The organism is Haloechinothrix sp. LS1_15, from assembly GCF_033042135.1.
GTDB lineage: Bacteria > Actinomycetota > Actinomycetes > Mycobacteriales > Pseudonocardiaceae > Haloechinothrix.
In genome coordinates, this window is the sequence record NZ_WBXM01000002.1 from 100,663 (window position 1) to 113,078 (window position 12,416).

The following is a 12,416-nucleotide window of genomic DNA, read 5'->3' on the forward strand; positions in this document are numbered from 1 at the left end:
GGGGGTATGACGAATCGCCTGAGCACGGCCACGAGCCCGTACCTGCTGCAGCACGCGGACAATCCCGTCGACTGGTGGCCGTGGTGTCCCGAGGCGCTGGCAGAAGCCAAGCGCAGGGACGTGCCGATCCTGCTGTCGATCGGGTATTCGGCCTGTCACTGGTGCCACGTGATGGCGCACGAGTCGTTCGAGGATCCCGAGACAGCGGAGATCATGAACGCGAACTTCGTCAACGTGAAGGTCGACCGGGAGGAACGCCCGGACATCGACGCGATCTACATGACGGCCACCCAGGCCATGACGGGCCAGGGTGGCTGGCCCATGACCTGTTTCCTCACGCCAGAGGGTGAGCCGTTCCACTGCGGGACCTACTACCCGGCGCGGCCGCGGCTTGGCATGCCGTCGTTCACCCAGCTCCTCGACGCAGTGGTCGAGGCATGGCGCGAGCGCCGCGAGGAGTTACGCGAAGCGGGAAGCAAGGTGGTCAACCACTTGGCCGAGCAGACCGGTCCGCTGAGCGAATCCGCGGTGACGTCCGAGACGTTGGACGAGGCGGTGCGGACGCTTCGAGGTCAGTTCGACGAGACGAACGGCGGCTTCGGTAGTGCGCCCAAGTTCCCACCGTCGATGGTGCTGGAGTTCCTGCTCCGCCATCACGAGCGCACCGGCTCGCAGGACGCGCTGGAGATGGTCACCTCCTGCGCTGAGGCGATGGCGAGGGGCGGCATCTACGACCAGCTCGCGGGTGGTTTCGCGCGATACTCGGTGGACGCGCACTGGACCGTGCCGCACTTCGAGAAGATGCTGTACGACAACGCGCTGCTGTTGCGCGCCTACGCACACCTGGCTCGCCGTACCGGCTCGCCACTGGCCACCCGGGTGGCAACCGAGACGGCGGATTTCCTGCTGCGCGAGATGCGCACGCCAGAGGGTGCGTTCGCGGCCTCGTTCGACGCCGATACCGAGGGATCCGAAGGACTCACCTACGTGTGGACCCCGGACCAACTGATCGAGGTGCTCGGCGCCGAGGACGGGCGGTGGGCCGCCGAGGTGTTCGGAGTCACCGAGGAAGGCACCTTCGAGCACGGCACATCCACGCTCCGGCTGCCTGCCGACCCGGACGACGAGCAGCGCTGGCAGCGATTACGCCACGCGTTGCTCGCCGCCCGTGTGCGGCGGCCGCAGCCGGACCGGGACGACAAGGTGCTCACCGAGTGGAACGGTCAGGTCATCACGGCGCTGGCCGAGGCGGGAACGGCACTAGGCGCGACACGGTTCGTCGAAGCCGCGGCCGAGGCCGCGGACTACCTGCTCGACCATCACCGCTCGGCAGACCGGCTGCTACGCACCTCGCGCGACGGTGTGCCCGGCCAGGCGCAGGGCGTGCTCGGTGACTACGCCTGCTTCGCCGAGGGGCTGCTGGCACTGCACCAGGCCACCGGCCAAGGCAGGTGGCTGGCCGCGGCTATCACGCTGCTGGACACCGCGCTGGAGCGGTTCGCGCACCCGGAGCTGCCTGGGGCGTTCTACGACACCGCACACGACGCCGAGTCGCTGGTACATCGGCCGTCCGAGCCCGGCGACAACGCCAGCCCGTCCGGGGCATCGGCGCTGGCTTCGGCCCTGCTGACGGCTTCGGCAGCGGCAGGAGCCGAGCGTTCGGGTCGGTACAGGGACGTCTGTGAGGCCGCGCTGCGCCGCGCGGGCCTGCTGGCCGAGCGAGCACCCCGGTTCGCCGGTAACTGGCTGGCGGTGGCCGAAGCGGCGTTGGCCGGGCCGGTACAGGTGGCCGTGGTCGGCACCGATGCGGCCGAGCGTGACGAGCTGCGCGCTACCGCCGCCGGTGAGGTACACGGGGGAGCGGTGGTGCTGGCCGGTGAGCCGGACGCCGAAGGTGTCCCGTTGCTGGCCGATCGGCCCACCGTCGACGGCAGGCCCGCTGCCTACGTCTGCCAGGGCTACGTGTGCGAACGCCCGGTTACCACCCCCGCGGAGCTGTCTGCCGCCCTGCAGTGAGGGGAAGGCGCTGAACGTCACGTTCAGCGCCTTCTACGGAGTGAACGTGACGTTCTTTCCGTCTACGGCACCGAACGTCACGTTCAGCTCCCACCTCTACCGGGGGCGTGAGCCGTAGTCGCCGAACGGGTCGTCGCGTTCGCGCACCGCCTGCCGGATACCGATCTCACCGGCTCGGGCGACGAAGGCCTGTCCCTCGGCGGTGTGTCGCGCGATGCCGTCGAGGAAGGTGCCGAGGGTGCGGGAGGAGGCGAAGCCCATGTTCTCCGCGGTCTGGTTGCACAGGAGCTTGATCATCTCCAGCTGGTTGCCGGGGAGCCGGGCCATCCGCTCGGCCAGCGCCGTCGCACGCTCGGTGAGCTCGCCGTCCGGCACGCACTCGGCGATCAGCCCGATCTCGGCTGCCGTCGGCGCCGGGATCTCGTCCCCGGTGAGCAGGTACCGCTTGGCCTGCTCGAAACCGAGACGGTAGACCCACATCGCCGTGGTCGGTGTGCCCCACACCCGCGCAGGCGGGTAGCCGAACACGGCGGAGTGGTCAGCCATGATGACATCGGCACACAACACCATGTCCGTGCCACCAGCGATGCACCAGCCATGGACCGCGGCCAGCGTCGGCTTCGCCGCGTACCACAGCTTGAGGTATACCTCCACGAACCGCGACAGCTCGCGGTAATCCATGGCCGAGTCCCATGGTCGCTCGGAGGCTTCCTGCTCGGCCTGGTACTCGGTGGACCAGTCCAGCCCGTATCCCGCGCAGAACGCGGGCCCCTCGGCGCGCAGCAGCATCACGCGCACCTCAGGGTCACGGTCGGCCTGGTCGATGGCCTCGGCCAGCTCGTCCCGCAGCTGTGGCGTGATCGTGTTGTACTGCTCGGGGCGGCACAGCACGATAGAGCGAACGCCGTCCGAGGTCTCGGTGCGCACGGCCCGGCTCATGCCGCGACCCTCGCACGGTCAAGGATCGCGTCGATGCCCGCAGCGCCGAGGGAAGCGGGCAGCGTGCCGAACACCGCGCCCCGGTCGCCTGCGATGCGGCTGGCGCAGAACGCGTCGGCCACTGCGGGGTCACCGTGCCGCACCAGCAGCGAGGCCTGCAGTACCGTGGCCATGGTCTCCACCAGCCGCCTGGCGCGGTACTGGACCTCGCCGGTGTCGGTGAGCTCCTTGCCGAGCGCAGTGATGGCGTCGTCCAGGCGTTGATCGGCGCCCTCGGCCTTGCTGATCTCGGCGTGGAAGGCCTCGACCGACTCCGGCTGCTTGGCCATCGCGCGTAACGTGTCCAGCGCGGCGACGTTGCCGGAGCCTTCCCAGATCGACACCAGCGGCGCCTCGCGGTAGAGCCGCGGCATGCCGGATTCCTCGACGTAGCCATTCCCGCCGAGGCATTCCAGCGCTTCAGCGGCGTGCTCGGGCCCCCGTTTGCAGACCCAGTACTTGCTCGCGGCCAACCCCAGCCTGCGGAAAGCGGCCTCTTGCTCGTCGCCCGCAGCCGCCCGGTCGGTTGCGCCCGCCAGCCGCATCGCGACCAGCGTCGCCGCCTCGGCCTCCACCGCGAGGTCGGCGAGGACGTTGCGCATCAGCGGGGCATTGATCAACGTGTCGCCGAACGCGGCGCGGTGATCGGCGTGGTGCACCGCCTGCACCGTGCCGTGGCGCATCCCGGCCGCGGCGCCGAGAGTGCAGTCCAGCCGCGTCATGTTCACCATGTCGATGATCGTGGGCACGCCCCGTCCCGGCTCGCCGACCGGCCAGCCGATCGCGTCCTCGTACTCGATCTCGGCGGAGGCGTTCGAGCGGTTACCGAGCTTGTCCTTCAGCCGTTGGAGGTGGATCCGGTTCCTCGTGCCATCCGGCAGCACCCGGGGCAGCAGGAAGCAGGTGAGCCCGTGCTCGGTCTGTGCCAACGTCAGGAAGATGTCCGACATCGGCGCCGAGGTGAACCACTTGTGCCCGGTCAGCGAGTAGCTGCCGTCGGCGTTCGGGGTGGCGGTCGTGGTGTTGCGGCGCACGTCCGAGCCACCCTGCTTCTCGGTCATCGACATGCCCGCGATGAGCCCGCGCTTGGTGCCGGGCACCCGGAGCCCGTAGTCGTACTCGGGCGAGGCGAGCAGCGGCTCGTAGGTCGCCGCCAGCTCTGGGGAGTGCCGCAGCGCGGGCACGGCCGCGTAGGTCATCGAAATCGGGCATAGGTGACCTGGTTCGACCTGCATCCAGAGGTACATCTTGGCCGCGCGGGCGACGTGTGCTCCGATGTCGCGTTGCCGCCACGGCGCGGCGTGCAGCCCGTGTCGGACGGAGACATCCATCAGCGTGTGCCAGTACGGGTGGAACTCGACCTCGTCGATGCGGTGCCCGTACCTGTCGTGGGTACGAAGCACGGGCGGGCACTCGTTGGCCAGCCGCCCCCAGCCCTGAGCTTGCTCGCTACCGGCGAGGGCGCCCAGTTCGTGGAGCTCGGCGGTGGCCCAGCCCGCGCCCTCCCGCTCGACGGATTCCAGCAGCGCGGGATCGTTGGCGAGGTCGCGGTCGACCAGCGGTGGCACCTGATTGGTGACCTCATGGGTGTGCGGCATGGTGTCCTCCGTTGCCGTCGGGTGGGGTGTCGCATGCGCTCCCGCCGAGCGCCTGGATGGCGAAGGTGCACAGCGTGGGTATGGCGTCGGCGTCGGCGCTCTCCGCGGTCAGCGGTCCGATCATGACCTCGGCGACGGCGCCGACGAGCGCCGCAGCCGCGATGTCGGCGTCCTGGGCTGGTAACACGCCTGCCGCGACACCTTCGGAGATGCGGCGGGCCACGATGTCGCGGAACGCCTGTCGGAACACCAGCCGTTGCTGCTCCACGGGGGCATCCACGGGCTCGGCGAGCAGGGCGTAGGCCAGCCGGGGTGCTTTCAGCGCGCGGGTGGCAAAGGTCTCGATCACGGCGGTGATGCGGTCGGTCACTTCTGATGCGCTGGCCGAGGCTTGCTCGACCGCGGCGACCTCGCGCTCGACCACCCTGCGGAACAGCTCAGCGACCAGCTCGGCCTTGCTGGGGAAGTGGCGGTACACGCTGCCGGTGGCCACGCCCGCCGCTGCGGCCACGGCCGCCACCGAACAGCCCGCGTAGCCCCGTTCGGCCAGCAGCCGTACGGCCGCGTCCAGCAGCAGCTCGCGCTGGGCGTCGAGCCTGGCCTGTACGTCAGGGGTCCTACGGTAGGGCATGGTTGTAGTGAACCAGTGATTCACTACTTCACGCAAGGGCGCGTCCGCTCGCTATGCGGGCGCCGGGTGCCGCGGCTATGATCGCCTTCCAATCCCGCTTACCTGCTACAGAGGGCCAGCCACCCGCTGATCCCCCCTCGCGGCTGGAGGAGATCAAGAGACACACGCTAGGCGTACATGGCCAGCCAGATGGCGATGTAATGGGTGATTGCGGCCACGGCGGTGAAGGCGTGGAAGACCTCGTGGTAGCCGAAGGTCTCCGGCCACAGCCGGGGACGCCGGGTGGCGTAGACGACGCTACCCGCGGTGTAGAGGGCGCCGCCGACAAGTAGCAACACCAGCGCGGCGACGCCGGCATGCTGGAGCAGGTCGGGCAGCACGAACACGGCGACCCAGCCGAGCGCGATGTAGACCGGCACGCCGAGCCACGCGGGCGCCGCGGGCCACAGCAGCTTGAGGGCCACGCCTGCCAGCGCGCCGCTCCACACTACGGCCAGCACGACGTAGCCGGTCGGCTGGGTCATGGCCAGCAGCGTGAACGGGGTATAGGTGCCCGCGATGAACAGGAAGATCATGGAGTGGTCGAGCCGTCTCATCCACAGGTAGATGCGGCGGCTCCGCCAGGTGCGCCGGTGGTACAGCGCGCTGACCCCGAACACGCCGAGCACCGTCAGCGCGTAGATCGACGTGGCCAGCGCCGCCAGTGCGGAGACCGTCGACGCCGCGAGCGCAACCAGCGTCGCTCCCGCCGCGAGCGCGACGAAGAACGACCACAGGTGGATCCACCCTCGCAGGCGCGGCCGGTAGGCGACCTCGAGGATCGGGCTCCTGGTTGACTTCCCCGCAGGTGAGGTGTTCGTCGCAGCACTCACGCCAGCAAGGTTACGCCAGCGTAGGTTGCCATGGCACTCGGTATGGGACGTGGCGCTCGGCACGGTCCGTGTCACGGGGTCGCGACGGCCTGCGTAGGCTGCTGGGGCGTGAGTGTCCGGTCGTTCCTCTCCAGCCTCGTGTACAGCGCCTACAGCCGGAGACTGATCAAGCAGGCAGGCGGGCGCACGCCGCGGCATATCGCCGTGATCCTCGACGGCAACCGGCGGTGGGCCAGGGAAGCGGGTTTCACCGACGTCAGCGACGGCCACCGCATCGGTGCGCTGAAGATCGCGCACCTGCTGCAGTGGTGCCGGGAGGCGGGCGTCGAGGTGGTCACGCTCTTCCTGCTGTCCATGGACAACCTCAAAAGGGAGAACGAGGAAGTCCATGCGCTGCTCGAGATCATCGCCGGGGTGGTCGACGAGCTGGCTGGCCAGAGCCAACCGTGGCGGCTGCGCATCGTCGGCGCGCTCGACATGCTGCCCCACGACATCGCGACGCAGCTCAGCGCCGCCGCGATGCGTACCAGCTCGCGCTCGGGCATGGAGGTCAACGTGGCTGTCGGTTACGGGGGCAGGCAGGAGATCGCCTACGCGGTGCGGCGGCTGCTCGAGCAACACGCCAGCGAGGGGACGTCGATCGAAGAGCTCGCCAGGACCCTCGACGTGGATCATATTTCGGAATATCTCTACACGTCCGGTCAGCCGGATCCGGACCTGATTATCCGGACCTCGGGAGAGCAACGTTTGTCCGGATTTTTGTTGTGGCAGTCGGCGAACTCGGAATTTTGGTTCACTGAAGCATACTGGCCTGCTTTCCGGCGCGTCGATTTCTTGCGAGCGCTACGCGATTTCGCGTGCCGGGAGCGGAGGTACGGTTCGTAGCCGGGGCCGCCGGCCCCGGGGGAGTGGCCCCCGGGGCCGGCGGACGGCTAGTTGCTTAAGGAGTCCGCCACCAGGGCCGGAGTCAGTGCGACGCCGGTGTACGCGCTCGACACCAGTGAGGCCGCACCGTATCCCGCGGCGCCCCCGCCCTCGTTGAACTGGTGGAAGGCTTGCTCGTAGGTGATGTTCCCGTCACCGACGTGCGGCTCGTCCACGGCGTCGGCAGGCACGGCCGCCGCCGTGCCGCCGAGCATCATCAGTCCAGCTGCGGTTGCTGCCACGAAACCGGCTTTCTTAATCACGATATTACTCCTCGATGTTCCGGATACTTTCGATTCCGGATCGCGTTCTCGGCGCGGTCCGTAATGGAAACTATCGCCGCTCGAACTGTTCGGCGAGCGCGGTTGCACTATTGTGTGACGGCTGCGTGTCGCTATTCCCCGAACAGGTGATCCTCTATTGGTAAGTACGGTTGAAAATCATGAGATACCGCCGGTTTTCGATAAAATACAATATATACTCTAAAGTAATGAAAAAGGACATAGTGTCCTGTCGGGATCGGGGCACGAGCGCCGGTGAGCACGAGGCGACCGCGCGCTGACCGTGATGGGATGGTGACGTGACGAGTTGGCCAACCCCGGGTGTTGCGTCCTGCGCGATGGGCGGGCAAGCGGGTAGTTTTCGGAGGTGATACCTCGCGATCAGGAGCGGGGTATCGCGGGAGGCCCTGGTCGTGGCTGCACGGTAGCCGAGCGACGAAAGGAGGGCACGGAACGCACGCGGAGGTCGGCACCCGGCTTCTGTGGTACCACGCTCCCCGGTCCGGGAGGCGCTCGGAACGGGGCATACCAGCCAGGGCATTGCCCGGCCGAACCGAGTGTGGGTGTGGTGCCACGCCCGATCAAGGGAGATTGCCGTGACTGCGCAGCGTTCGTCCTGCTCCTCGTCCCGTGGACCTGCCGCCAGCCGTCCCGAGATCGCGCCGCATGCGACCGCGTCGGACCGGAAAGCCCCGGGTGAGCACGCCCCGACCCCGCAGACGTACGTGCTGGACACGTCGGTGTTGCTCGCCGACCCGTGGGCGATGACCCGTTTCGCCGAGCACCACGTCGTGCTGCCGTTGGTGGTGGTCGGCGAGTTGGAGGCCAAGCGGCATCACCCCGAACTGGGCTGGTTCGCCCGCGAGGCACTGCGCCTGCTCGACGACCTGCGCAGGAAGCACGGCAGGTTGGATCATCCCGTTGCCGTTTCAGCGGAAGGCGGGACAGTACAGGTCGAGCTCAACCACTCCGATCCGGAAGTGCTCCCCGCAGGTTTCCGCACCGACAGCAACGACCACCGGATCCTGGCGTGTGCGCTGAACCTCAGCTCGGAAGGTCGTGAGGTCACGCTGGTCACCAAGGACGTGCCGCTGCGCGTCAAGGCCGGTTCGGTCGGTCTGGTAGCCGATGAGTACCGCGCGCAGGAGGTGGTGCCGTCGGGGTGGACCGGCATGGCCGATGCGGACGTGCCCAAAGAAGCGCTGGACCAGCTCTTCGCCAACAAGGCGGTCGACCTCGCCGACTTCGGTCGTGCCGACCTCACGGAACTGCCGTGCCACACTGGCGTCCGGCTGCTGGCTGGTACGGCGAGCGCGCTGGGCAGGGTCACCGCCGACAAGACGGTGCGGCTGGTTCGCGGTGACACGGAGGCATTCGGGGTGCACGGCCGGTCGGCCGAACAGCGCATCGCGCTCGATCTGCTGCTCGACCCCGAGATCGGCATCCTCTCCCTCGGTGGGCGTGCCGGTACCGGGAAGTCGGCGCTGGCCATGTGCGCGGGTCTCGAGGCGGTGATGGAACGCAGGTCACACCGCAAGGTGGTGGTGTTCCGGCCGGTGTACGCGGTGGGCGGGCAGAACCTCGGTTACCTGCCCGGCACCGAGAACGAGAAGATGCAGCCGTGGGCGCAGGCCGTGTTCGACACGCTGGGCGCGCTGGTGAGCCAGAACGTGCTCGACGAGGTCTTCGACCGCGGCATGCTGGAGGTGCTGCCGCTGACCCACATCAGGGGCCGTTCGCTGCACGACTCGTTCGTCATCGTCGACGAGGCCCAGTCCCTGGAACGCAACGTGCTACTCACGGTGCTGTCCCGGCTGGGAACGGCCTCGCGGGTGGTGCTCACCCACGACGTCGCGCAACGGGACAACCTCCGCGTGGGGCGTTACGACGGGGTCGCCGCGGTGATCGAGAAGCTCAAGGGACACCCGCTGTTCGCGCACATCACGCTCAACCGCTCGGAACGCTCACCGATCGCGGCGCTGGTCACCGAGATGCTCGAGGAACACGGCTGACGGGAAGTGGGGGCCGAACGTGGCGCCGGTGCCGTAGCAGGCATCCGACGTCACGTTCGGCCCCCGGAGCTCACCAGCCGTACGGGGTGGGGTGTCCCTCTGCGAAGCCCGCAGTGGACTGAACCCCGACGACGGCGCGTTCGGCGAACTCGGAGAGGTTCCGCGCGCCCGAGTAGGTGCAAGCCGAACGCAGACCCGAGCAGATCGTGTCCAGCAGGTCCTCCACTCCGGGGGCCTTCGGGTCAAGTGCCATGCGAGAGGACGAGATGCCTTCCTCGAACAGCGCTTTCCGTGCCTGGTCGAACGGGCTCTCGCCGCTGGTGCGGGCACCGACGGCACGCTTCGATGCCATCCCGAAGGACTCCTTGTACGGCCTGCCGTGCTCGTCGTAACGCAGATCGCCGGGAGACTCGTAGGTACCGGCGAACCACGAGCCGACCATCACGGCCGAGGCGCCCGCGGCCAGCGCCAGCGCGACGTCCCTCGGGTGCCGCACCCCGCCGTCGGCCCAGACGTGCGCGCCCAGCTCCCGCGCGGTTCGGGCGCACTCGGCGACGGCGGAGAACTGTGGCCTGCCGACACCGGTCATCATCCGCGTCGTGCACATCGCCCCTGGGCCGACCCCGACCTTCACCACGTCGGCGCCTGCCTCGACGAGGTCGCGGGTGCCCTCGGCGGTGACCACGTTGCCCGCCACGACAGGCACCTCGGGCGAAACCGAGCGCACCGCCTGTAGCGCGCTTCGCATCTTGTCCTGGTGCCCGTGCGCGGTGTCCACGACGAGTACGTCGATCCCCGCGTCGAGCAGCGAGCGGGCCTTGGTGGCGACGTCCCCGTTGACGCCGATCGCGGCAGCGACCCGCAACCGCCCGTGCCGGTCGACCGCAGGCGTATACAGCTCGGCCCGCAGCGCGGCAACCGGGGTGAGCACACCTGCCAGCCTGCCAGCCTGGTCGAGTCCGAGCGCGAGCGAGCCACCCCGCGAGTGCAGCTCGTCGAAGACCTTGCGCGGTGGCGTGTCCACGGGCAACGTGACCAGCGGCGGCTCGGCTACCTCGCCGAGACGCGTGAACCGGTCGACGCCGGAGCAGGTCTCCTCCCGCACGATCCCGACCGGCTTGCCGTCGTCGTCGACGACGACGGCCGCGCCGTGCGCGCGCTTACCGATGAGGTTCAGCGCGTCCACCACGGCGTCGCCAGGGGTGAGGACCAGCGGGGTGTCCCAGACGGTGTCCCTGTCCTTGACCCAGGACACGATGTGTGCCACGGCGGTGGGATCGACGTCCTGGGGCAGCACCACGAGCCCGCCCCTGCGCGCCACGGTTTCCGCCATACGCCTGCCCGCGACGGCGGTCATGTTCGACACCACGATCGGGATCGTGGTGCCCGTGCCGTCGAGTCCGGCGAGGTCGACATCGAAGCGGGACTCGACAGACGTGCGCGTCGGCACGAGGAACACGTCGTCGTACGTCAGCTCGTGGCTGGGCGTCTCATCATTCAAGAACCGCACACCACCACGCTACGCGCCCAGCACCGGCGCCGGGCGCGTAGCCCCCGTGTCCGGCATTCGGACCTACCGAACGCCGGACACGGGGTGCCACAGCGCCGGACACGGGGTGCCACAGCGCCGGACACGGGGTGCCCGGGCGCGGCCGGACCCGTCAGTGAGGGCGGGCCATACGGAGCAGGTCGAGGGCCTCGTCGAGCTGCTCCTCGGTGATGCGGCCTGCCTCGACGTGCCCGCGCTCCACGACGACCCGGCGGATCGGCTTGCTCTCGGCCAGCGCCTGCTTGGCGATGGAGGCAGCCTCCTCGTAGCCGATGTAGGCGTTCAGCGGGGTGACCACCGAGGGCGAGCCCTCTGCGTAGGCGCGCGCGTGCTCGGCGTTGACCTCCACGCTGGCCAGCACCTTGTCCGCGAGCAACCGCGACACGGCCGCGAGCAGCCGTGCGGATTCCAGCACGTTGCGCGCGATCACCGGCAGGTTCACGTTCAGCTGGAAGTTGCCCTGCGAGCCTGCGAAGGCCACTGTGGCGTCGTTGCCGATGACCTGCGCGACGACCTGCAAAGCCGCCTCGGGGATCACCGGGTTGACCTTGCCTGGCATGATCGACGACCCTGGTTGCAGGTCCGGCAGCGCCATCTCGGCCAGCCCGGTGCGTGGCCCGGAGCCCAGCCACCGTAGGTCGTTGGCGATCTTGTTGATCGACACGGCCGCGGTGCGCAGCTGCCCCGAGGTCTCAACCACACCGTCCTGGCTGGCTTGGGCCTCGAAGTGATCGCGAGCCTCGGTCAGCGGCAGCCCGGTCACCGTGGCCAGCTCGTTGGCCACCGCGGTGCCGAACCCAGCGGGTGCGTTCAGCCCGGACCCCACCGCGGTACCACCGATCGCCAGCTCCGCGAGCCGGGGTATCGACGAGCGGAGCCGCTCGACACCGAAGCGCACCTGGCTGGCCCATGCGCCTGCCTCCTGCCCGAACGTGACGGGAACGGCGTCCATCAGGTGCGTACGCCCGGCCTTGACCAGGTCGGCCCACTCGGCAGCACGCCGCTCGATCGTGCCGGCCAGGTGCTCCAGCGCCGGGATCACATCCGTGAGCACCGCCTCGGTCGCGGCGATACGAATGCTGGTCGGGAAGGTGTCGTTCGACGACTGTGAGGCGTTCACGTGGTCGTTGGGATGAACGTCACGGCCGAGCGAGCGGCTGGCCAGGGTCGCGATGACCTCGTTGGCGTTCATGTTCGATGAGGTGCCCGAGCCGGTCTGGAACACGTCGATCGGGAAGTGATCGTCGTGCTCGCCCGCCGCGACCTCGTCCGCGGCGGCGGCGATGGCCTCGGCCATCTCCGGTTCGAGCACGCCCATCTTGCCGTTCGCCCGTGCCGCCGCGGCCTTCAGCAGTCCGAGCGCCCTGACCTGGGCGCGTTCCAGCCCCCGTCCGGAGATGGGGAAGTTCTCCACAGCACGCTGGGTCTGTGCCCGGTACAGCGCGTCGGCGGGGACGCGGACCTCGCCCATCGTGTCGCGTTCGATGCGGTACTCAACGTCAGTCATGTACTCGAGTCTCGCGCACGGCCTCAGCGGGCGAGAACTGGGCAAGCC

Annotated in this window: 10 protein-coding genes; 3 read left to right on the forward strand and 7 right to left on the reverse strand. The window is 68.9% G+C overall.

Annotated features, from left to right (window positions below; all coding sequences use genetic code 11):
• Nucleotides 1–6 precede the first annotated feature (6 nt).
• Nucleotides 7–2,016, forward strand: a complete 2,010-nt coding sequence (locus F8178_RS03385) for a thioredoxin domain-containing protein (RefSeq protein ID WP_317493140.1) — start codon at nt 7–9, stop codon at nt 2,014–2,016.
• A 96-nt stretch (nt 2,017–2,112) separates the two neighbouring features.
• Here F8178_RS03385 and F8178_RS03390 read toward each other — a convergent pair whose 3' ends face one another.
• From F8178_RS03390 to F8178_RS03405, 4 genes are all read right to left on the reverse strand, one after another.
• Complete coding sequence (locus F8178_RS03390) at nt 2,113–2,955, reverse strand: crotonase/enoyl-CoA hydratase family protein (protein ID WP_317493141.1); 843 nt, start codon at nt 2,953–2,955, stop codon at nt 2,113–2,115.
• Nucleotides 2,952–4,592 carry an acyl-CoA dehydrogenase family protein gene (locus F8178_RS03395; protein ID WP_317493142.1) on the reverse strand — a complete coding sequence of 547 codons (1,641 nt, stop codon included), beginning with the start codon at nt 4,590–4,592 and terminating at the stop codon, nt 2,952–2,954. The genes F8178_RS03390 and F8178_RS03395 overlap by 4 nt, the downstream gene beginning before the upstream one ends.
• Nucleotides 4,576–5,223 carry a TetR/AcrR family transcriptional regulator gene (locus F8178_RS03400; RefSeq protein WP_317493143.1) on the reverse strand — a complete coding sequence of 216 codons (648 nt, stop codon included), beginning with the start codon at nt 5,221–5,223 and terminating at the stop codon, nt 4,576–4,578. Before F8178_RS03400 ends, F8178_RS03395 begins: the two co-directional genes overlap by 17 nt.
• Nucleotides 5,224–5,390: 167 nt before the next feature.
• Nucleotides 5,391–6,044 carry a hemolysin III family protein gene (locus tag F8178_RS03405; RefSeq protein ID WP_317493484.1) on the reverse strand — a complete coding sequence of 218 codons (654 nt, stop codon included), beginning with the start codon at nt 6,042–6,044 and terminating at the stop codon, nt 5,391–5,393.
• A 159-nt stretch (nt 6,045–6,203) separates the two neighbouring features.
• On the opposite strand from F8178_RS03405, the gene F8178_RS03410 reads away from it, so the two are divergent.
• Nucleotides 6,204–6,980, forward strand: coding sequence for an isoprenyl transferase (locus F8178_RS03410; protein ID WP_317493144.1), 777 nt, complete (start codon nt 6,204–6,206; stop codon nt 6,978–6,980).
• 47 nt (nt 6,981–7,027) lie between these two features.
• Here F8178_RS03410 and F8178_RS03415 read toward each other — a convergent pair whose 3' ends face one another.
• Nucleotides 7,028–7,282: a hypothetical protein gene (locus tag F8178_RS03415; protein ID WP_317493145.1), complete on the reverse strand. Its 255-nt coding sequence runs from the start codon at nt 7,280–7,282 to the stop codon at nt 7,028–7,030.
• A gap of 614 nt (nt 7,283–7,896) precedes the next feature.
• Here F8178_RS03415 and F8178_RS03420 point away from each other — a divergent pair.
• Nucleotides 7,897–9,312 carry a PhoH family protein gene (locus F8178_RS03420; RefSeq protein ID WP_396344966.1) on the forward strand — a complete coding sequence of 472 codons (1,416 nt, stop codon included), beginning with the start codon at nt 7,897–7,899 and terminating at the stop codon, nt 9,310–9,312.
• A 70-nt stretch (nt 9,313–9,382) separates the two neighbouring features.
• Here F8178_RS03420 and F8178_RS03425 read toward each other — a convergent pair whose 3' ends face one another.
• Both F8178_RS03425 and F8178_RS03430 read right to left on the reverse strand, forming a co-directional pair.
• Nucleotides 9,383–10,822, reverse strand: a complete 1,440-nt coding sequence (locus F8178_RS03425) for a GuaB1 family IMP dehydrogenase-related protein (protein WP_317493146.1) — start codon at nt 10,820–10,822, stop codon at nt 9,383–9,385.
• 151 nt (nt 10,823–10,973) lie between these two features.
• Nucleotides 10,974–12,368: a class II fumarate hydratase gene (locus F8178_RS03430; RefSeq protein ID WP_317493147.1), complete on the reverse strand. Its 1,395-nt coding sequence runs from the start codon at nt 12,366–12,368 to the stop codon at nt 10,974–10,976.
• Nucleotides 12,369–12,416 lie beyond the last annotated feature (48 nt).

Bases quoted from the DNA above. Each gene is read 5' to 3' on its own strand.
- F8178_RS03400 (WP_317493143.1), bottom strand. From the start codon at position 5,223: ATGCCCTACCGTAGGACCCCTGACGTACAGGCCAGGCTCGACGCCCAG.
- F8178_RS03395 (WP_317493142.1), bottom strand. From the start codon at position 4,592: ATGCCGCACACCCATGAGGTCACCAATCAGGTGCCACCGCTGGTCGAC.
- F8178_RS03430 (WP_317493147.1), bottom strand. From the start codon at position 12,368: ATGACTGACGTTGAGTACCGCATCGAACGCGACACGATGGGCGAGGTC.
- F8178_RS03390 (WP_317493141.1), bottom strand. From the start codon at position 2,955: ATGAGCCGGGCCGTGCGCACCGAGACCTCGGACGGCGTTCGCTCTATC.
- F8178_RS03385 (WP_317493140.1), top strand. From the start codon at position 7: ATGACGAATCGCCTGAGCACGGCCACGAGCCCGTACCTGCTGCAGCAC.